Genomic DNA, 19,465 nt, shown 5'->3' with positions numbered 1-19,465 from the left:
GCAGGCGGTCGCCGGTCGGCCGAATACCCGAATCATGGCGTGGTAGCGGTGATTCGGGTCGTTAATCACGGCATCCCGTAAAAAAGACCGATGCGCGGCCATCATTGTATTGCGGAATCCTCCGGCTCCAGCGACGCTTTCGGCGTGGCGGGTAATACAATATAGACGCCCTCGAACAACGAGCCTTTTCTATCATCCCCGAACAGCTCCACGTTCAATTGAACCCTGGCTTTACGTCCGCGGGCCAGACGGTCCAGATCGCCGCTCAACGAACCCAGATCGGCGACGGCGCTCGGTCGGCCGGTGATCGGCGTGCTGTAGCGAATGTGCGCATCGGCCAGAATAATGGTGCCGCCCAAATGCCTTTCCCGCAGCAGCAGCCAGATCAATCCCCATCCCGTCAGCGTTGCGAGAGAAAACATGCTGCCGGCAAACAAGGTATGGTGAGGATTCTGATTGCCGGTTTCCGGCATGGTGGTGATAAATTTCTGCCCGGTATACTGACTGATCCGCACCCCCATTTTTTCACTTAACGGAATGCGTTGGTACCAGGCTTGTTGCAACTGCCCGCACCAGTCAGGCCGATGCAGGATATCATCCAGCGTCTCTACCGGTTTGATCATCAGAAAATGCCGTATGGGCGTGGTTTGCGGCGCGCTAATCTCGCCCTGATTGACAAAACCCAGCTTGGCGAAAAACGCCATCGCATCTTCGCGAGCGCTGCATACGACGCGTTTTGCTCCTTCCTGCCGCGCCACGGACTCCAGCGTGATCGCCAGCAAGGTTCCCAATCCCTTCCCCCGCACATCGGGGTGAACGGCCAGAAAGCGAATCGACGCCTCGTTATCGGCATTGATGGACAGCCGGCCAATCGCCACCAGTCGCCCTTGTTCATCCACCACCGTCTGATGGTGCGCCAAAGCGTCATAAGCATCGCGCTCGGACCCCAGCGGTTGGTGCAGCGGTTTACGCAGCATCTCCCAACGGAATTGATAGTACGCATCAAGTTCTTCTGCGGTTTGCGGTACTCTCAGGTGATACATAAACATGCCTCATTAAAAAGTGACCGGGATTTTATTTCCATGCAGTTAAATATCGAGAAGGGATGAATCCGCCGCCGTCGATACGTCTCACGATAATATTATGATTCGGTAGCGCTTTTTTATACCTGCAACCAGAAGGTCACCGGCCCGTCATTAACCAGAGCCACTTGCATATCCGCCGCAAAACGCCCTGTTTCGGTGTGCATATCCTGCTCGCGACACTGTTCGACAAAATACTGATAAAGGCGATCGGCCTCTGTCGGGTGCGCGCCGCGGGAAAAGCTGGGGCGCATTCCCTTGTGGGTATCGGCCGCCAGCGTAAACTGCGAGACCACCAATACGCTTCCCCCCGTCTGACGAACATTGAGGTTCATTTTGCCATTGTCATCGCTGAAGATACGGTAACCGAGAACCCGCTCGCATAGACGCGCCGCTTTTTGCTCGTCATCGCCCTGCTCAACGCCCAGCAACACCAACAGTCCGGCCCCGATTTCCCCAACAATTACGCCTTCTACGCTAACGCTGGCGCTGGAAACCCGCTGAATTAACGCGATCATTGAATGTTACCGCTCCTGTTTTCATGATTCCGCAAGGTCATGGCGGTAATTTGCCATTCTCCCCTGTTTTCATTTACTCGCTGACGGCGACGACGGGCGAAGCAAAGAAATCCGGCACCACCTGACGATCTTTAACCAGAATACTGCGGATACCCAGCGTCTGGGCGGCGGCGACGTTGGCTGGATTATCATCAAAGAAAACGGCTTGATCCGGCGTCACCCCTTCTTGCGTTAAAACATAACGATAGATACTGGCTTCCGGTTTCCTCGCCCCGATATCCTGTGAGAGATAAAGGCGATCGGCCGCCTCTTCTACTTCCGGGAACAAGACCGGCCAATGCGCGCAGTGCAGACGATTGGTATTGGAAAGGATCACCACCCGGTGTCCTTCTTTACGCAGTTGATGCATGATATTGATGACTTCAGGACGCAGTTCCACAAAAATAGCCTGCCAGCCGGCGGTAAACTGTTCAAAACTCAGAGAGATACTCATCTCATGGCATAAACGTTCGGCAAACGCTTCATCGCTGATTTCGCCGCGCTCGTGCTGTTCAAAGGTTTCACCCATCACGAATCGCTCTTTCAGCGTGGCCAGCGGCGCGCTGCTCAACTTGCTCCATACGCCCAGCACTCGGTTGAAATCAATATCAATGACGACATTGCCCAAATCAAAGATATAAAGCATGGCATTTTCCTTCTGCGGTAACCGTAGGATTTTAACTGTAACGGGAAATGGCAAAACAGAACAGCGGGGAGATCAAAGCGAAGCGTATCAGATAAAACTCAGGGCGCCCGAAGGCGCCCTGTCGCAGGTAAAAATAGCCGGAAAATCAGCTTTCTTTACTACCGCGGTTAGCGCGTTTACGATCGTTTTCCGTCAGATGACGTTTACGCAGACGGACGGACAGCGGCGTGACTTCAACCAGTTCGTCGTCATCGATAAACTCCAGCGCTTGTTCCAGCGTCATTTTGATTGCCGGCACCAGCGTTGTCGCTTCATCCGTACCGGATGCGCGCATGTTGGTCAATTTCTTACCGGTCAGGCAGTTTACCGTCAGGTCGTTGGAACGGGAGTGAATACCGATGATCTGGCCTTCATACACTTCCGCGCCGTGACCCAGGAACAGTTTACCGCGATCTTGCAGGCCGAACAGCGCAAACGCGACGGCTTTACCCTGACCGTTGGAAATCAGTACGCCGTTCTGACGTTGACCGATCTCGCCCGGACGCACGTCGTCATAGTGACTGAAAGTGGAGTACAGCAGACCGGTACCGGAGGTCATGGTCATGAATTCCGTACGGAAGCCGATCAGACCGCGAGCCGGGATCAGGTAATCCAGACGGATACGACCTTTGCCATCCGGGATCATGTCTTTCACATCGCCTTTGCGCTCGCCCATGGCTTGCATAACGGCGCCCTGATGCTGTTCTTCAATATCCAGCGTCACGTTTTCAAACGGTTCCTGATTGCGGCCGTCGATAACGCGGTTGATAACTTTCGGACGAGAGACCGCAAGTTCAAACCCTTCGCGACGCATGTTTTCAATCAGTACCGACAGGTGCAACTCGCCGCGGCCGGATACGCGGAACGCATCCGCATCTTCCGTTTCTTCAACACGCAGCGCAACGTTGTGAACCAGCTCTTTTCTCAGACGTTCCAGGATCTGACGAGAAGTCACAAACTTCCCTTCTTTACCACAGAACGGCGAGGTGTTAACGCAGAAGAACATGGTTACCGTCGGCTCGTCGACGCTCAGCGCCGGCAATGCTTCAACCGTATTGGGATCACAGATGGTGTCGGAGATATTCAGCTCGCCCAGACCGGTGATGGCAATGATATCGCCCGCTTCCGCCAGCGTGGTTTCAATACGTTCCAGACCCATGTGGCCCAGTACTTTACCGACTTTACCGTTACGGGTTTTCCCTTCACTGTCGATAATCGTAACCTGCTGATTCGGTTTGACCACGCCGCGCTTGATACGGCCAATCCCGATAACGCCGACATAGCTGTTGTAGTCCAACTGGGAAATCTGCATCTGCAAAGGACCGTCACGGTCGACTTTCGGCGCTTCGACATGTTCCACAATCGCTTCAAACAGCGGCGTCATGTCGTCGGCCATATCGTTATGATCCAGACCGGCGATACCGTTTAACGCGGAAGCGTAAACGATGGGGAAATCCAGCTGTTCATCGGTCGCATCCAGGTTCACGAACAGGTCGAACACCTGATCGACAACCCAGTCAGGACGCGCGCCGGGGCGGTCAACCTTGTTGATTACCACGATCGGCTTCAGACCATTAGCAAAAGCTTTTTTGGTCACGAAACGAGTCTGCGGCATCGGACCATCCATTGCATCAACGACTAACAGCACCGAGTCAACCATCGACATTACACGTTCAACCTCGCCGCCGAAGTCGGCGTGTCCAGGGGTATCCACGATGTTAATGCGGTAGTCTTTCCAGTTAATGGCGGTATTCTTGGCGAGAATGGTTATCCCACGCTCTTTCTCCAAATCGTTGGAGTCCATTACACGTTCGGTTGCTTCAGTACGTTCTCCGAAAGTTCCGGATTGTTGCAACAACTTATCGACCAGGGTGGTTTTCCCATGGTCAACGTGCGCAATAATGGCGATGTTACGCAAATTTTCGATCACAGCTTTGCCTCAGGCATTTAGAAATAGCGCGCTATTGTACACGTATTAATCGAGAGACTAAACAAGATCACAAGCATCATTCATAAACAACCTGATACTGCTTACTTTGTGATCCCTTTCACGGTGCAAAAACGCTACAAGCAAGCATTATCGCACCATATTGGTGCGACAGCGCGCAGATAAAGCACCATATTGGTGCTATAAGCTATAATGGTGCAGTCGTTTTTCGGGGGAAAAGCCCCAAGTGGCAACACATAGCACTTATTTAAAAAGTTGGCACACTTTTAGCTTTAGTCTACTCACGGTAACAACATCAATCTACAACGATATTCGTTCCACGACGATAAATGACAATCGGGAGAATCAAGTATGTCCGCAGAACACGTTTTGACGCTGCTGAAAGAACATGATGTGAAGTTCGTTGATTTACGCTTCACTGATACCAAAGGCAAAGAACAGCACGTCACCATTCCGGCTCATCAAGTTGATGCTGACTTCTTCGAAGAAGGTAAAATGTTTGATGGTTCCTCGATTGGCGGCTGGAAAGGTATTAACGAATCCGACATGGTATTGATGCCGGATGTCAGCACCGCCGTCCTTGATCCTTTCTATGAAGAAAGCACGCTGATCATCCGCTGCGACATTCTGGAACCCGGCACCATGCAGGGTTATGACCGCGACCCGCGTTCCATCTCCAAACGCGCTGAAGACTTCCTGCGCTCTTCCGGCATTGCCGACACCGTACTGTTTGGACCGGAACCCGAATTCTTCCTGTTTGACGACGTTCGCTTCGGCAGCAGCATCTCCGGCTCTCATGTCACCATCGACGACATTGAAGGCGCCTGGAACTCCAACAAAGAATACGAAGGCGGCAATAAAGGCCACCGTCCGGCGGTCAAAGGCGGTTACTTCCCGGTTCCTCCGGTCGATTCATCGCAGGACATCCGTTCCACCATGTGTCTGACCATGGAAGAAATGGGCCTGGTGGTTGAAGCGCATCACCATGAAGTAGCGACAGCCGGTCAGAACGAAGTGGCGACCCGCTTCAACTCCATGACCAAAAAAGCCGACGAAATCCAGATCTACAAATACGTCGTTCATAACGTCGCGCACGCCTTCGGTAAAACCGCAACGTTCATGCCGAAACCGATGTTCGGCGACAACGGTTCCGGTATGCACTGCCATATGTCTTTGTCCAAGGACGGCGCAAACCTGTTCTCCGGCGACAAATACGGCGGTCTGTCTGAAATCGCGCTGTTCTACATCGGCGGTATCATCAAACACGCGAAAGCCATCAACGCGCTGACTAACCCGGCCACCAACTCCTACAAACGTCTGGTTCCTGGCTACGAAGCGCCGGTAATGCTGGCCTACTCCGCCCGTAACCGTTCCGCTTCCATCCGTATTCCGGTCGTGGCCAGCCCGAAAGCGCGCCGCATCGAAGTTCGCTTCCCGGATCCGGCAGCCAACCCATACTTGGCGTTCTCGGCACTGCTGATGGCCGGCCTGGACGGCATCATCAACAAGATCCATCCTGGCGACGCCATGGATAAGAACCTGTACGATCTGCCGCCGGAAGAAGCGAGCGAAATCCCAACCGTAGCCGGTTCGCTGGAAGAAGCGCTGAACGCGCTGGATGCAGACCGTGAGTTCCTGACCCGCGGCGGCGTATTCACCGACGACACGATTGATGCCTATATCGAACTGCGTAAAGCTGAAAATGACCGCGTGCGCATGACGCCGCATCCGGTTGAGTTTGAACTGTACTACAGCGTTTAATCATTACCGCGCTGAACCATACAGTAAGACAGCAGCTTGATCGCGCTGACGTTCAGGCTACTGTCAGAAGAAGCGTTATTTTTATCGATGTTTGGTTTTTTGTGACGCGCTATTTCATGCCCGTCACCCCAATAGGGGCCGTCGCGATGCGACGTCAAAAATTTCCTGAAAATTTTTTGTTGCCGTGGAAACTTTTCAGCCCATCTCATGATGGGCTTTTTTCTCCACAGGCTCTGAAGTTGCGACATCATATCCATCATCTACACTACTATGCACCCATACGGTGCGGGAGTCTGCGTTATGGCAACAGGCACGCTGCCCGATGCTGGGCAGATCCTAAATTCTTTAATAAACAGCATATTGTTATTGGATGACGATCTGGCTATTCATTATTCCAACCCGGCGGCACAACAATTACTGGCGCAAAGCTCGCGTAAATTATCAGGTACGCCGCTGCCGGATTTACTGGGATATTTTTCTCTGAATATCGATTTGATGCGCGAGAGTCTGGATTCAGGGCAAGGTTTTACGGATAACGAAGTCACGATTGTCGTAGACGGTAAAGCACATATCATGTCGCTCACGGCCCAGCGGATGCCCAATAGTTTTATTCTGCTGGAAATGGCGCCGATGGATAACCAACGCCGTTTAAGCCAGGAGCAACTCCAACATGCTCAACAGCAGGCCGCCCGTGATTTGGTCAGAGGGTTGGCTCACGAAATTAAAAATCCGCTTGGCGGATTACGAGGCGCCGCACAACTGCTCTCGAAAGCATTGCCCGATCCGGCGTTGACCGAATACACCAAAGTGATTATCGAACAGGCGGATCGCCTGCGTAATCTGGTGGACCGACTGCTTGGTCCGCAGCAGCCCGGCCTGCACGTGACGCAAAGTATTCATCAGGTGGCGGAGCGCGTATGCCAACTGGTTTCACTGGAAAAACCAGACAATGTCACGCTGGTGAAAGATTATGACCCCAGTCTGCCGGAGCTCACGCACGACCCGGATCAGATAGAGCAGGTGTTGTTGAATATCACGCGTAACGCGTTGCAGGCGTTAGGGAAAGAAGGCGGCACCATTACCTTGCGAACCCGAACCGCATTTCAGCTCACCTTGCACGGCGTGCGCTACCGCCTGGCGGCACGTATTGATATTGAAGATGACGGCCCCGGCGTGCCGGCTCAATTACAGGATACGCTGTTTTATCCGATGGTCAGCGGACGCGAGGGCGGCACCGGTCTGGGATTATCGATTGCCCGCAGCCTTATCGATCAACACTCCGGTAAGATTGAATTTAACAGTTGGCCGGGTCATACCGAATTTTCGGTTTACCTGCCTATTCGCCAGTGAGGTTCACAATGCAACGAGGGATAGTCTGGATTGTCGATGACGATAGCTCCATCCGTTGGGTGCTCGAACGCGCGCTCACTGGTGCGGGCTTGACCTGCGCCACTTTCGATAACGGGAATCAGGCTCTGCACGCGCTGTCGACACAAACGCCAGACGTACTGCTGTCCGATATCCGTATGCCGGGAATGGACGGGCTGGCGTTATTGCAGCAAATAAAACAACGGCATCCGATGCTGCCGGTCATCATTATGACGGCGCACTCAGACCTTGATGCCGCGGTCAGCGCCTATCAACAGGGCGCGTTTGATTACTTACCCAAGCCCTTTGATATTGATGAAGCGGTGGCGTTGGTTGAACGCGCCATCAGTCACTATCTGGAGCAACAGCAACCCGTTCGCAACCAGCCAATGAATGGCCCGACAACGGACATCATCGGCGAAGCGCCCGCCATGCAGGATGTATTCCGCATTATCGGCCGTCTTTCACGCTCTTCCATTAGCGTATTAATCAACGGCGAATCGGGTACGGGTAAAGAGCTGGTCGCTCACGCGTTGCATCGCCACAGCCCTCGCGCCAAAGCGCCGTTTATCGCGCTGAACATGGCGGCAATCCCAAAAGATTTGATTGAGTCCGAATTGTTCGGTCATGAAAAAGGCGCATTTACCGGCGCCAATCAAATCCGTCAGGGACGGTTCGAGCAAGCGGATGGCGGCACCCTGTTTCTTGATGAAATCGGCGATATGCCGTTGGATGTTCAGACTCGTTTATTGCGCGTACTGGCCGACGGTCAGTTTTATCGGGTCGGCGGCTATGCGGCGGTGAAGGTAGACGTGCGGATTATCGCGGCCACCCACCAGAATCTGGAACTGCGGGTACAGGAAGGCAAATTCCGTGAAGACCTTTTTCACCGCCTGAACGTCATTCGCGTCCATCTGCCGCCGCTGCGTGAACGTCGTGAGGATATCCCGCGTCTGGCGCGCTATTTTTTGCAGGCTACCGCCAAAGAGCTGGGGGTTGAACCTAAAAACCTTCATCCGGAAACGGAAACCGCGCTCACCAGACTGCCGTGGCCCGGCAATGTGCGTCAGTTGGAGAATACCTGTCGCTGGTTAACCGTGATGGCCGCCGGACAGGAAGTCTTAATTCAGGATTTACCGCCCGAACTGTTCGAAACAACCGCGCCTGACGCCACGGTACATATGCTGCCGGATAGTTGGGCGACCCTGCTGGCGCAGTGGGCGGACAGAGCGCTACGCTCCGGTCATCAAAACCTGCTGGCGGAAGCCCAGCCGGAGATGGAAAGAACGCTGCTTACCACGGCGTTGCGTCATACCCAGGGCCATAAGCAGGAGGCCGCTCGTTTGCTGGGCTGGGGGCGCAATACCCTCACGCGGAAACTGAAAGAACTGGGTATGGAATAACCAAAACGGTATTTTTCGTAACCGAAACATCGACGAAACGGCCCCGAACACGGAGCTAGTACCAAAACACAAGCTGACGCACAAAATTGTTGTTAATTTATACTTTACATGCCCCAAGTCAGCAGTATGATCATGACGCTGATTCGGGAGGAGTACGATGCTGGATTCATTAATTTCGGTAGTGACGCACGGCGCTGAAATAAGCTCCGCGGCGAGCCATACGCCGCAGACGGCTATCGCAGCGATACTGTGTGCCGCTCTGATTAACTTCTTTAGTTAATGTTCAGGCCGCTCGCGTGGTCTGAATGCTGACGATTATGTAAAAACAGCCGCATAATGCGGCTGTTTGTTTTTAAATCACTTTAGAAAATTGCTTCATCCGTATTTTGTCGCGCAGATAGACGTCAAAGCACATACAGATATTACGGATCAGTAAACGGCCTTTCGACGTGACCTTAATTCCCGACGCCTGTATCTCCACCAGCCCATCGGCAGCCAAAGGCGCCAACTGCTGCAAATCTTCTGAGAAATAGGATTTGAAATCAATAGCGTAGTCGCTTTCAATCACGTCATAGGTTAATCGGAAATTACAAATTAGCGTTTTAATGACGTCGCGCCGGATGCAGTCATCCCGCGTCAACTGTAACCCTCGCCACAATGCATTGCCGGTTTTGCCGACCTGATCATAATAGTGCTTCAACACCTTCTGATTCTGAGCATAACTATCACCGATCATACTAATCGCCGATACGCCCATACCCAGCAGGTCGCTATCGCCCTGCGTCGTATAGCCCTGAAAATTACGATGCAATTTTCCGGCTCGCTGAGCAAGCGCCAGCTCGTCGTCCGGTCGGGCAAAGTGATCCATACCAATAAACTGATAACCCGCTTCCGTCAGAGAACGGATGGTCTGTTGCAATATTTCCAGCTTTTGCTCCGCGCCCGGTAGATCCGCTTCTTTTATTTTCCGCTGAGCGGCGAATAAACTGGGCAAATGCGCATAGTTAAATACGCTGAGCCGGTGAGGACTCAATTCAGCAACGCGCTGCAAAGTGAAAGCAAAACTCTCCGGCGTCTGTTTCGGCAGACCGTAAATCAAATCAATATTGGTTGACGCGAATCCAAGCGATTTGGCGCGCTCGATCAGCGCGAAAATAAAATCCTCGTCCTGTTCGCGGTTGACCAGCTTTTGCACTTCTTTATTAAAGTCCTGCACGCCCATGCTCAGGCGATTAAACCCCTCGGCATACAGGTGATCGATAATATCGAGTTCAATTTCGCGCGGATCGACTTCCAGCGACATCTCAGCCCGATCGGAAAACGAAAATTGATCGCGCAGCAGCGACATCAAACGGCTGATCTGCGATTTATTGAGATAGGTGGGGGTACCGCCGCCCCAGTGCATCTGCGTCACCGAACGCCCGGCAAATAGCGGTGCGCGCTGGCGGATCTCGCGCTCCAGCACATTCAAATACTCATCGGCCTTGTGCTGCTGCCGCGTTACCTGTTTATTACAGCCGCAGAAGTAACACAGCCGGTGACAGAACGGGATATGGATGTACAACGAAAGCGGTCGTTGCGGATAACGCGCAATAGCCTGCTGAAAAGCGGATTCATCATAGCTTTCATTGAACTCTAACGCGGTCGGGTAAGACGTGTACCTTGGTCCGGAATAGTTATATTTTTGAATCAGGGCCAGGTCCCAGTCGACGATTTGCTCAGACATGCTGTTTAATCCCTCCAGTCTTCTTTATGCCGGGGCGTTGCAGGCGACGTTGAAAACGCTCCCGGCGTTTTTTTACTCGTCCCGTCCCGGGGACTCGCCTTCCTGGCCGTCACTACATGACGTTAAAAAACGCTCCCGGCGTTTTTTTACTCGTCCCGTCCCAGGGACTCGCCTTCCCGGCCGTCACTGCGTGACGTTAAAAAACGCTCCCGGCGTTTTTTTCTGGTGGAAAGCGCCGTCGGCATCCGTTGACGGTTAAAAACCGAACGGCGCAACCGCGCTTTGCGTTTCGACAGGAGCCATAATTTGCCTGACAGGCAAAGAAGATAAAACGTAACCAGTAAAGCCAGCAGCAGAAACAACAACTTCATCGATTAAAAATCGTCTTTCGAACTATTGCGCTTCAAAAGTTGCAGCATATCTTCTTTTGGCTCTTCGTCGTCTTCGTCATCACCCAGTTCAATACCGAGCTGCTCCATCAAAACATCGATACGATCCAATGTTTCATCTACCCAGCTTTGATCTTTGACGCTCAGCGTTTCACCATTGTCCAGACGCTCCAGCAGTTCATCCAATCGGGCATCGTTTTCCAACAATGTCAGCTCTTCCTCTGGCGACAGCGCGATCGATTTCTCTGCCGGCGCGACGGATTTCGGTTTGGGCTTGGCGACGGCTTTTTCTGTTATGCCGAGCGGAATCGGTTTCTTGCTGCCGATACGAGGATCGGCGAGCTTGCGCTGCGCCGCGTTTTTACCTGCCGCGCCGGTTTCCTGAGCGCGACTTCCCGCCGCATGGCCGCGGTGCTTTTTCTGCCGTTTGCGATCGCGCGCTTCCTGATTCAATTCCTCACGGCTTTTTCTTTTCATTTTTGGTTTGGCGGCGTTACCGCCGGCGCCTTTAACGGGTCGGTTCATAATGTTGATCTCAGGTACACAGATGAAGGTAATTGCGGCGGAATCTAGCAGAAAGCCCGGCAATAAAAAAGAGCACACATCGACCAATGATGCTTTTCATTATTTCAGCGCCCCTCCCAGGCTCTACCCAATAGGTTTCAGGTAAAGAGGTCCTTCCGTACAGATAAAACCGCCTTTATTGTCAGTTACAGGTATAATCCCCAACCAGACAGAGATCCAGACAGAGATAATCATTGTGACCCAGCAATATAATTACCACATGACGCATTTTGTCATCAGCGCCCCGGATATTCGCCACCTGGCAACTGATAGCGGTATTGAAGTCGCTTTTGCTGGGCGCTCTAACGCCGGTAAGTCCAGCGCATTAAATACGCTGACCAATCAAAAAAACCTGGCGCGCACCAGTAAAACCCCCGGCAGAACGCAGCTAATCAACATGTTTGAAGTCGCGGAAGGCGTTCGTCTTGTCGACTTGCCCGGCTATGGCTATGCCGAGGTGCCGGAAGAGATGAAGCTCAAATGGCAGCGGGCATTAGGAGAATATCTCCACAAACGCAATAGCCTCAAAGGGCTGGTGGTACTGATGGATATTCGTCATCCCCTGAAAGACCTCGATCAACAAATGCTTTCATGGGCGGTCGATTCACAAATACCGGTTTTAGTTTTGCTGACTAAAGCAGATAAACTGGCTTCCGGCGCGCGCAAAGCGCAGCTCAATATGGTGCGTGAAGCGGTATTGCCGTTTATGGGCGATATTCAGGTAGAGGCGTTTTCTTCACTGAAGAAATTGGGCGTCGATAAACTTCGTCAGAAACTTGATAGCTGGTTCAGCACGTTGCCGCAGGCGGAAGAAGATCAACAGGAAAGCGAATAAGATCGCATCGCGTTATAGGCCGTCCCCGCCATTTCATTGATTTTACCGCAAGCCTTTCGATATTCTCGCAACGCGTCCGATAAAAATGGCGGGCGCGTTTCTTAAACTCGCGTAGCGACGACCCGGAGGAATTTGGCTGGGTTGCCCACAATAAAAAACGCCCCAGTCAAAACTGACCGGGGCGGCTAACATTCAGCCAAATCCGATTACGTGAAGTAAAAGGTCTGAAAGATAGAACATCTTACCTCTGTACCCTACGTCTTTAACTCTACCCTATTTTTTCACGATAAAAAAGGGGTTTTTGTTGTTTACTTTCATAAAAAATGACCATCAGACGGACAAAGTTAAACCAGGTCACAAAATACTGTTATTTAATTACATAAATAACTGCCCTCACGACTTAGTGTGCTTCATCCCAGTTCAGCCCGGTGCCGATATCAACCCGCAGCGGAACATTAAGCTGCATACATCCTTCCATTAACTCTCTGATTTTGCTCTTTGATTCTTCCAATACCGAATCATGAACCTCAAAAACCAGTTCATCGTGAACCTGCATAATCATCCTCACTGGCGGCGTGTCTTTTTGTAACCAGCCATCAATAGCGATCATCGCTTTTTTGATGATATCGGCAGCGGTTCCCTGCATAGGCGCATTAATCGCCGCCCGTTCAGCGGCTTTACGCGCCATCGCGTTGCGCGATTTAATCTCTGGCAAATAGAGACGTCGACCGTCCAGCGTCGAAACATAGCCTTGTTCCGCGGCATGCTGCCGGGTTCGTTCCATATAGTCCTGAACCCCCGGATAGCGCTCAAAGTACAGATTCATATATTTCTGCGACTCACTGCGCGGAATATTCAACTGGCGGGATAAACCAAAAGCGCTCATACCATAAATCAAACCAAAGTTAATGGCTTTAGCGCTGCGACGCTGCTCGGATGTCACCTTATCAAGATCAAGGCCAAAAACTTCCGCCGCGGTCGCCCGGTGAATATCCTTTCCTTCGGAGAAAGCCGTCAGCAGCCCCTTATCCCCGGAAAGATGCGCCATGATGCGTAACTCAATCTGTGAATAGTCAGCCGCAACAATGCTGTACCCTTCCGGCGCAATAAATGCCTGTCGGATACGACGCCCCTCTTCATTACGCACCGGAATATTTTGCAGGTTAGGATCGCTGGAGGATAAGCGCCCGGTCGCCGTTACCGCCTGATGATACGAGGTATGAACACGCCGGGTCGCTGGGTTAATCATCAGCGGCAGCTTATCGGTATAGGTGGATTTCAGTTTCGCCAGACCGCGATATTCAAGGATCAGCTTCGGCAGCGGATAGTCCAGCGCCAGCTCAGCCAACACTTCCTCATTGGTGGAAGGCGCTCCTTTGGGCGTTTTTTTCAGCACAGGCAGCTTGTGTTTCTCATACAGAATGCCCTGCAACTGTTTGGTTGACGACAAATTAAACTCTTCGCCAGCCAATTCATAGGCCTGTGTTTCCAGCTCCCCCAGGCGAATGGTGATCTCTTTCGAGTGCTCAGCCAATATATTGGGGTCGATTAGGACACCGGTTCTTTCCATGCGGGAGAGCACTGGAACCAACGGCATGTCGATCGCCTGAAAGACCTTACGTAATTCTTCGTGCTGTTGTAATTTGGCCCACATTTTCTGATGCAGATGCAAGGTGACATCCGCGTCTTCCGCGGCATAAGGACCGGCTTCCTCCAGAGCAATCTGGTTGAAGGTAAGCTGATTTTTACCTTTACCCGCGATATCTTCGAACTTGATGGTTTTATGGCCAAGATAGCGATCGGCCAGGCTGTCCATATCGTGACGGCCGGCAACGCTGTCCAGAACGTAAGATTCCAGCATGGTATCAAAGGCGATTCCGCGTAATTCGATGTCATAGCGTTTCATCACGCCTTTATCGAATTTGAGATTCTGGCCGACCTTCAACAGCTTTTCATCTTCCAGCAGCGGCTTAAACAGCGCCAGAACCCGATTGCGATCCAGTTGATCCGGCGCATCCAGATAATCATGCGCCAGCGGCAGATAGGCGGCTTCTCCCGGCGTCACGGCAAACGACATGCCGATTAGGTTGGCCGTAAGGGTATCCAGACCGTCCGTTTCGGTATCAAAAGCGAAAACATCCGCTTTCTTTATGCGCTCGACCCATTCCAGCAGCGTCTTTTCATCCAGGATAGTGGTATAGCCTTCCGGGGAGAGCGCGACGGTAGCGCTTTCTTCTTTTTTGTCGGAATCAGCTTTCAACTCCGCCATAACTTTCTGCGACGGTTGAGCGCTCTTTTTACCCTGTAACCAGGTACCGGATTCGACATCCGACAGCCAGCGCCGGAACTCATAACGGGAAAATAAGCTATGCAGTTCATCCACATCCGGCTCATTAACCGTAAGTTGCTCACAGTTCAACGCCAGTTCGACATCGGTTTTAATGGTGGCCAACTGGTAGGAAAGATAGGCAATGTCCTTATGCTGCTCCAATTTCGGCGCCATGGTCTTGGCCCCGCGGAATGACAGCCCGGCAATCTTATCCAGATTGGCATACAGCGTATCCAACCCGCCCAGTCCTTGCAGCAAAGCCTGGGCTGTTTTTTCGCCAACGCCGGGAACGCCGGGAATGTTGTCGGAAGCGTCGCCCATCAATGCCAGAAAATCGATCATTAACTCAGGCGGGATCCCATACTTGTCGCAAACCTCCTGCGGCCCCAGGACGGTATTGTTCATGGTGTTAATCAGCGTAACGTTCGGCGTGACTAACTGGGCCATATCTTTATCGCCGGTGCTGATTAATACCGGGATACCCGCTTTCTCTGCCTGTAGGGCAAGCGTGCCGATAACATCATCGGCTTCAACGCCGGAAATAGCCAATAGCGGCAATCCCATCGCTTTAACCATGCGGTGCAAAGGTTCAATCTGCTCGCGTAAATCATCCGGCATCGGCGGACGATGCGCTTTATAGTTTTCAAATAACTCATCGCGAAACGTCTTGCCCTTGGCATCAAAGACAACCGCCACATGGCTGGGATGATATTGCGTCAGCAAACTGCGCAACATATTCAATACGCCATACATCGCGCCTGTCGGTTCTCCGGCGCTGTTTGTTAACGGTGGGAATGCGTGATATGCACGGTATAAATAGGATGAACCGTCCACCAGAATTAAAGGGTTTTCTGCAATCTGAGCCATAACCTGTTGTGATCTTTGTCGTCTGCCATGCTGCTAAGCATGCCATAGCTGAGGGAAAGAGACGATCCTTAACGCGTGATATTCGTCGTTTTTTGCGAGGATATACGCAAGATCAATCTGTGGATAACTTTGTGAATAGAAATAACGGATTAATTATCCATGATGATCGTAGAGAGAGTTGGTATTTTTATATCTATTATTTTCATGCAGTTAGAATAAATTAATTATTTTTGACGATCGGTGAAAGATGATCCGTATTTGTGGATATAAATTAGCCCGACAAATATTAATGTAGCGTCGGCGTCATCGTCTAAACACGTGAATCGCGCCGGATGAATGCAACCACGCCGATATAGCCGACGTGGTTTATATTGCGGATGGCTTATTTTTTATCTAGCAGAAAGTTCACAACGTCAGCATACTGTTTTACGTAGGCATCCATTGAGCTGGTATCAAGTCCATCATTCTTGATCATATATTTCCCGTTAACGAACATGGCGGGTACACCGCGTAATTGTAAATCTGCCGCGGCTTTTTCCTGTTGAACCACCAGTGACTTCACAACAAAGCTATTTAATGCGCCGTCGTATTCTTCCGCACTGACGCCGGCATTAATAAACACCTGGCGAATATCGTCCGGCTTTTGTAAGGTTTGTGTTTTCTGAACGGCATCGAACATCAACGGGGTAATTTTATCTTCAACGCCGAGCGCAATCGCCACTGCCCACGCTTGAGTAAGATCTTTACCCAAGGGGCCAAGGAAATCAACGTGATAACGGGTCATTTTCGTGCCGGCGGGCAACGATTTTTCTACCGTTTGCGGAATATGGTACACCTCTGAAAACTGGTAACAATGCGGGCAATAAAATGAGAAAAACTCCAGAACCTGCGGCTCCTGAGTAGCCGACTTATCTAATTCAACATATTGTTTGCCGTTAGAAAAATCGGCTGCTGACGCGCCAAATGCCAGAACTACGCCAATCAATGCAAACCATAGTTTTTTCATAAAATACTCTCTCTTCGTTCAATTTCAGTACATTGGCAATAGCTGCAAAGGCGGCTCTTGCAGCAGCTTAACCTGTTCGGTAAATATTGATATCTGTTTAAACCAGAAATCCGCATCCTTTATCCAGGGGAAATTTTTGGGAAAAGCAGGATCCTCCCAACGTCGTATAATCCAGGCTAAATAATGAACCTGACGCATTGCTCGTAAAGGCTCGATTAATGCCAATTCTTTATCCTGAAATTCGGCAAACTCGCTGTAAGCCTCCAACAGAATATCTAACTGAATTCGCTGCTCACGACGCTCGCCATGCAGCAACATCCACAAATCCTGTACGGCCGGACCATTGCGGGCATCGTCCAAATCAACAAACAGAGGGCCGTCACGCCATAAAATATTCCCCGGGTGACAGTCGCCATGCAGACGGATAGCCTGCCAATCCGTACTCCAGTAATCCTCGACAATCTCTATCAGCTTACCGGTTGCCTGCAAAAAAGCATGGCGATGCGCCTTTGGTATTAACGGAGAGCGCGCCAATAACTTATAGGGCTCATGCAAATATTCATTCAAACCGATTGTCGGCCTTTGCAAAAATGCAGATCGGCGGCCAACCTGATGAATTCTGCCTAAAAAACGCCCAACCCATTCCAATTGGTCTTCATTATCCATCTCATATTGCCGCCCGCCGACGCTGGGGAAAACGGCAAAATGAAATCCATCATAAAGATGAAGCGTGTGACCATTAAGCTCCAGCGGTGCGACGATAGGTACCTCATCTTCTGCCAGCTCACGCGCGAACGCGTGTTCTTCCATAATCTGTTCAGTACTCCATCGTTCCGGACGGTAGAATTTAACGACAAAACGCTTCCGGTCCTCATCAGTAAACTGATATACCCGGTTTTCATAACTGTTTAGGGCTGTTAAACCAGAATCCACACGTATCCCAGCGTCCAGCAATGCATCCATTATCAATTCAGGGAACAACGTCTGAAAATTAAAAACCGAACTGTTCATAACAACCACTACCCGTAACTGCGATGTCGGATAAACGTATGTAAATCTCGACATCAAAAATTAGGCTATGCAAACCGGAGTCTACACTCTTATCAGCATCAGTCCTTAATTACCCCACGGGCGCGCAGGATCGCGGTTTTAAAATCTTCCTCATAATCTTTTTTGAGCCCCGGAATGGTCTGTTCTTTATCTGAGCCACGCATTTTCAGATGGTAAATTAGGATATCATCAGTCAGCTCACTAAACTGCCCCTCAAACCCTGCCTCCAGTGCAAGTTTTTGTAAAAATTGTACAAGATTTAAATCCGGCTCTTTTTGCCAGGCTGGGTGTAACAGTTCAACCAGCTCATTAACGCGATGACATTTCATTTTTTTATCCTCAGATGTGAATACAATGACAAAAATAACAGTCTTATTAATATGTGAAAAGAACTTGGTCTTCAGCAAATGTTTTCAGAAAATAACCTATGGCGTAGATAACCGAGGCGAAAAATGATCACTGGCGTGATTCTGACCGGCGGACAGGCAACCCGCATGGGGGGCTGTGATAAGGGTCTGCTGGCGTTAAACGGGCTGCCGTTATATCAGCACGTAATGAGTCGACTACGTAAACAGGTTGATGAAATCATTATTAATGCCAATCGAAATATTCCTGTTTACCAGCAAAGCGGATATAGGGTCATTAGCGACCTGAAAAATGGCTTTTCCGGGCCTTTGGCCGGCATACTCACCGGTATGTATGCCGTCACCTCGGAATGGATCGTTTTCGTTCCCTGTGATGTTCCTGAGCTGCCGCTAGACTTGGTAAAGCGGCTATGGCAAGGACGAAACGGAAAAAACGCCGCTTATGCCACCGATGGTAAACGCGGGCATCCCACTTTACTGTTGATAAATCGGTGTCTTCTGAAGACGCTGGAAAGTTATCTTGAACGCGGTGATAGAAAGCTAATGATCTATATGGAGCAGATCGGCGCGACGGCCGTGTCATTTGCCGACCAGCCGGATGCTTTTCGTAACCTGAATTTCCCCGAGGATCTGACATCCCTCCAAAGGCAGCATCATGAAACCTGATCAGCCTCAATTGCTTGCAATTGCCGCTTATAGCGGTACCGGTAAAACAACACTGCTAAAAGCACTCATTCCTATCCTCAGGCGTGATGGTATCCGGATTGGTTTAATCAAGCATACGCACCATAACATGGATATCGATACGCCAGGCAAGGATAGCTATGAATTGCGCAAAGCCGGCGCAGAGCAAACGATGGTAGTCAGTAACCAACGTTGGGCTCTGATGACGGAAACGCCGGCTCAACAACAACCTGATTTGCATGAATTGGCGCAAAGGATGGAGAGCGCCGCACTCGACCTCATTCTGGTGGAAGGGTTTAAGCAGGAGAAGATTAGCAAGATCGTCCTGTTTCGTCAGGCGTTGGGGCGCCCGTTGAGTGATTTACTGGACGAGTACGCTATCGCCGTTGCCACGGATAGCCCTCTTGCTACGTCATTGACGCAGCTTGATATTAATCAGCCGCAGCAGGTCGCAGACTTTATCCGGCGATGGCTCAGCCTTACGCCCTAGCCGATGCCTTATTTTTTAGTTACCCCCAACGCAAAAAGCCCCATGCTTTCGCATGAGGCTTTTTACTTTATTTGATGCCTGGCAGTTCCCTACTCTCACATGGGGAGACCCCACACTACCATCGGCGCTACGGCGTTTCACTGCTGAGTTCGGCATGGGGTCAGGTGGGACCACCGCGCTATCGCCGCCAGGCAAATTCTGTTTCATCCCAACCGTTGCTTATCACACAACCATCAGAACCAATCCATGAACAAGCTAAAATTCTTCGTCTCTCTCACCAAAACACCTTCGGTGTTGTAAGGTTAAGCCTCTCGGGTCATTAGTACTGGTTAGCTCAATGCATCGCTGCACTTACA

At 51.0% G+C, this 19,465-nt stretch carries 20 protein-coding genes and 1 rRNA gene; 7 read left to right on the top strand and 14 right to left on the bottom strand.

What is annotated here, in order from left to right:
• Window positions 1-101: 101 nt before the first annotated feature.
• The 4 genes from fabY to typA all read right to left on the bottom strand — a co-directional run bounded on the left by fabY (window position 102) and on the right by typA (window position 4,254).
• The gene (gene fabY, locus ABRZ26_RS18420; RefSeq protein WP_319605580.1) at window positions 102-1,043 is read right to left on the bottom strand and encodes a fatty acid biosynthesis protein FabY; all 942 of its coding nucleotides are present in this window, start codon (window positions 1,041-1,043) and stop codon (window positions 102-104) included.
• A 119-nt stretch (window positions 1,044-1,162) separates the two neighbouring features.
• On the bottom strand, window positions 1,163-1,600 hold the full coding sequence (gene dtd, locus ABRZ26_RS18415; protein ID WP_319605579.1) for a D-aminoacyl-tRNA deacylase: 438 nt from the start codon (window positions 1,598-1,600) through the stop codon (window positions 1,163-1,165).
• 73 nt (window positions 1,601-1,673) lie between these two features.
• Window positions 1,674-2,285, bottom strand: coding sequence for a glucose-1-phosphatase (gene yihX, locus ABRZ26_RS18410; protein ID WP_319605578.1), 612 nt, complete (start codon window positions 2,283-2,285; stop codon window positions 1,674-1,676).
• 145 nt (window positions 2,286-2,430) lie between these two features.
• Window positions 2,431-4,254 (bottom strand): ribosome-dependent GTPase TypA, encoded by a 1,824-nt coding sequence (typA, locus tag ABRZ26_RS18405; RefSeq protein WP_319605577.1) that lies wholly within the window; start codon window positions 4,252-4,254, stop codon window positions 2,431-2,433.
• 369 nt (window positions 4,255-4,623) lie between these two features.
• Here typA and glnA point away from each other — a divergent pair, with 369 nt between their 5' ends.
• The gene (glnA, locus tag ABRZ26_RS18400) at window positions 4,624-6,033 is read left to right on the top strand and encodes a glutamate--ammonia ligase (protein WP_249229825.1); all 1,410 of its coding nucleotides are present in this window, start codon (window positions 4,624-4,626) and stop codon (window positions 6,031-6,033) included.
• Here glnA and ABRZ26_RS18395 read toward each other — a convergent pair.
• Window positions 6,030-6,293, bottom strand: a complete 264-nt coding sequence (locus ABRZ26_RS18395) for a hypothetical protein (protein WP_319605576.1) — start codon at window positions 6,291-6,293, stop codon at window positions 6,030-6,032. The two genes, glnA and ABRZ26_RS18395, sit on opposite strands and share 4 nt — an antisense overlap.
• A 40-nt stretch (window positions 6,294-6,333) precedes the next feature.
• On the opposite strand from ABRZ26_RS18395, the gene glnL reads away from it, so the two are divergent.
• The 3 genes from glnL (at window position 6,334) to ABRZ26_RS18380 (ending at window position 9,084) form a co-directional block, all read left to right on the top strand.
• The gene (gene glnL, locus ABRZ26_RS18390) at window positions 6,334-7,383 is read left to right on the top strand and encodes a nitrogen regulation protein NR(II) (RefSeq protein WP_319605575.1); all 1,050 of its coding nucleotides are present in this window, start codon (window positions 6,334-6,336) and stop codon (window positions 7,381-7,383) included.
• 8 nt (window positions 7,384-7,391) lie between these two features.
• Window positions 7,392-8,804, top strand: coding sequence for a nitrogen regulation protein NR(I) (glnG, locus tag ABRZ26_RS18385; protein ID WP_319605574.1), 1,413 nt, complete (start codon window positions 7,392-7,394; stop codon window positions 8,802-8,804).
• Window positions 8,805-8,961: 157 nt separating this feature from the next.
• A complete protein-coding gene (locus ABRZ26_RS18380) occupies window positions 8,962-9,084 on the top strand; it encodes a YshB family small membrane protein (protein WP_319605573.1) in 123 nt (40 codons plus the stop codon).
• A gap of 72 nt (window positions 9,085-9,156) precedes the next feature.
• Here the strand turns inward: ABRZ26_RS18380 and hemN are convergent, their stop codons facing one another.
• From hemN to yihI, 3 genes are all read right to left on the bottom strand, one after another.
• A complete protein-coding gene (gene hemN / locus ABRZ26_RS18375) occupies window positions 9,157-10,530 on the bottom strand; it encodes an oxygen-independent coproporphyrinogen III oxidase (protein ID WP_319605572.1) in 1,374 nt (457 codons plus the stop codon).
• A gap of 146 nt (window positions 10,531-10,676) precedes the next feature.
• Window positions 10,677-10,901 carry a hypothetical protein gene (locus ABRZ26_RS18370; RefSeq protein ID WP_319605571.1) on the bottom strand — a complete coding sequence of 75 codons (225 nt, stop codon included), beginning with the start codon at window positions 10,899-10,901 and terminating at the stop codon, window positions 10,677-10,679.
• A gap of 3 nt (window positions 10,902-10,904) precedes the next feature.
• Complete coding sequence (yihI, locus tag ABRZ26_RS18365) at window positions 10,905-11,444, bottom strand: Der GTPase-activating protein YihI (protein WP_319605570.1); 540 nt, start codon at window positions 11,442-11,444, stop codon at window positions 10,905-10,907.
• A gap of 259 nt (window positions 11,445-11,703) precedes the next feature.
• Between yihI and yihA the strand changes: the two genes are divergently transcribed.
• Window positions 11,704-12,318 (top strand): ribosome biogenesis GTP-binding protein YihA/YsxC, encoded by a 615-nt coding sequence (gene yihA / locus ABRZ26_RS18360; RefSeq protein ID WP_413556328.1) that lies wholly within the window; start codon window positions 11,704-11,706, stop codon window positions 12,316-12,318.
• 192 nt (window positions 12,319-12,510) lie between these two features.
• Here yihA and spfP read toward each other — a convergent pair whose 3' ends face one another.
• The 5 genes from spfP to ABRZ26_RS18340 form a co-directional block, all read right to left on the bottom strand.
• A complete protein-coding gene (gene spfP / locus ABRZ26_RS25105; protein WP_071892919.1) occupies window positions 12,511-12,558 on the bottom strand; it encodes a small protein SpfP in 48 nt (15 codons plus the stop codon).
• Between the two features lie 160 nt (window positions 12,559-12,718).
• Window positions 12,719-15,514 carry a DNA polymerase I gene (polA, locus tag ABRZ26_RS18355; RefSeq protein ID WP_319605569.1) on the bottom strand — a complete coding sequence of 932 codons (2,796 nt, stop codon included), beginning with the start codon at window positions 15,512-15,514 and terminating at the stop codon, window positions 12,719-12,721.
• Between the two features lie 382 nt (window positions 15,515-15,896).
• The gene (dsbA, locus tag ABRZ26_RS18350; RefSeq protein ID WP_319605568.1) at window positions 15,897-16,520 is read right to left on the bottom strand and encodes a thiol:disulfide interchange protein DsbA; all 624 of its coding nucleotides are present in this window, start codon (window positions 16,518-16,520) and stop codon (window positions 15,897-15,899) included.
• A 24-nt stretch (window positions 16,521-16,544) separates the two neighbouring features.
• Window positions 16,545-17,531, bottom strand: coding sequence for a serine/threonine protein kinase (locus ABRZ26_RS18345; protein ID WP_319605567.1), 987 nt, complete (start codon window positions 17,529-17,531; stop codon window positions 16,545-16,547).
• A gap of 98 nt (window positions 17,532-17,629) precedes the next feature.
• Window positions 17,630-17,899, bottom strand: a complete 270-nt coding sequence (locus ABRZ26_RS18340; RefSeq protein WP_319605566.1) for a YihD family protein — start codon at window positions 17,897-17,899, stop codon at window positions 17,630-17,632.
• Between the two features lie 123 nt (window positions 17,900-18,022).
• Between ABRZ26_RS18340 and mobA the strand changes: the two genes are divergently transcribed.
• Both mobA and mobB read left to right on the top strand, forming a co-directional pair.
• A complete protein-coding gene (gene mobA / locus ABRZ26_RS18335) occupies window positions 18,023-18,601 on the top strand; it encodes a molybdenum cofactor guanylyltransferase MobA (protein ID WP_319605565.1) in 579 nt (192 codons plus the stop codon).
• Entirely contained in the window at window positions 18,591-19,109 is a 519-nt protein-coding gene (gene mobB / locus ABRZ26_RS18330; RefSeq protein ID WP_319605564.1) for a molybdopterin-guanine dinucleotide biosynthesis protein MobB, read from the top strand. The genes mobA and mobB overlap by 11 nt, the downstream gene beginning before the upstream one ends.
• A gap of 76 nt (window positions 19,110-19,185) precedes the next feature.
• Here mobB and rrf read toward each other — a convergent pair.
• Window positions 19,186-19,301 (bottom strand): 5S ribosomal RNA (gene rrf / locus ABRZ26_RS18325).
• Window positions 19,302-19,465: the final 164 nt, after the last annotated feature.

The organism is Brenneria sp. L4-2C (genome assembly GCF_040240335.1).
Taxonomy (GTDB): domain Bacteria; phylum Pseudomonadota; class Gammaproteobacteria; order Enterobacterales; family Enterobacteriaceae; genus Brenneria.
Note: the sequence above shows the minus strand (reverse complement) of the source record. Positions and strands in the feature narration are given on the sequence as shown.

Coding starts and splice junctions, on each gene's coding strand:
- fabY (WP_319605580.1), bottom strand. CDS start 1,043: ATGTATCACCTGAGAGTACCGCAAACCGCAGAAGAACTTGATGCGTAC.
- dtd (WP_319605579.1), bottom strand. CDS start 1,600: ATGATCGCGTTAATTCAGCGGGTTTCCAGCGCCAGCGTTAGCGTAGAA.
- yihX (WP_319605578.1), bottom strand. CDS start 2,285: ATGCTTTATATCTTTGATTTGGGCAATGTCGTCATTGATATTGATTTC.
- glnA (WP_249229825.1), top strand. CDS start 4,624: ATGTCCGCAGAACACGTTTTGACGCTGCTGAAAGAACATGATGTGAAG.
- ABRZ26_RS18395 (WP_319605576.1), bottom strand. CDS start 6,293: ATGATGGATATGATGTCGCAACTTCAGAGCCTGTGGAGAAAAAAGCCC.
- glnL (WP_319605575.1), top strand. CDS start 6,334: ATGGCAACAGGCACGCTGCCCGATGCTGGGCAGATCCTAAATTCTTTA.
- glnG (WP_319605574.1), top strand. CDS start 7,392: ATGCAACGAGGGATAGTCTGGATTGTCGATGACGATAGCTCCATCCGT.
- ABRZ26_RS18380 (WP_319605573.1), top strand. CDS start 8,962: ATGCTGGATTCATTAATTTCGGTAGTGACGCACGGCGCTGAAATAAGC.
- hemN (WP_319605572.1), bottom strand. CDS start 10,530: ATGTCTGAGCAAATCGTCGACTGGGACCTGGCCCTGATTCAAAAATAT.
- ABRZ26_RS18370 (WP_319605571.1), bottom strand. CDS start 10,901: ATGAAGTTGTTGTTTCTGCTGCTGGCTTTACTGGTTACGTTTTATCTT.
- yihI (WP_319605570.1), bottom strand. CDS start 11,444: ATGAACCGACCCGTTAAAGGCGCCGGCGGTAACGCCGCCAAACCAAAA.
- yihA (WP_413556328.1), top strand. CDS start 11,704: ATGACGCATTTTGTCATCAGCGCCCCGGATATTCGCCACCTGGCAACT.
- polA (WP_319605569.1), bottom strand. CDS start 15,514: ATGGCTCAGATTGCAGAAAACCCTTTAATTCTGGTGGACGGTTCATCC.
- dsbA (WP_319605568.1), bottom strand. CDS start 16,520: ATGAAAAAACTATGGTTTGCATTGATTGGCGTAGTTCTGGCATTTGGC.
- ABRZ26_RS18345 (WP_319605567.1), bottom strand. CDS start 17,531: ATGAACAGTTCGGTTTTTAATTTTCAGACGTTGTTCCCTGAATTGATA.
- ABRZ26_RS18340 (WP_319605566.1), bottom strand. CDS start 17,899: ATGAAATGTCATCGCGTTAATGAGCTGGTTGAACTGTTACACCCAGCC.
- mobA (WP_319605565.1), top strand. CDS start 18,023: ATGATCACTGGCGTGATTCTGACCGGCGGACAGGCAACCCGCATGGGG.
- mobB (WP_319605564.1), top strand. CDS start 18,591: ATGAAACCTGATCAGCCTCAATTGCTTGCAATTGCCGCTTATAGCGGT.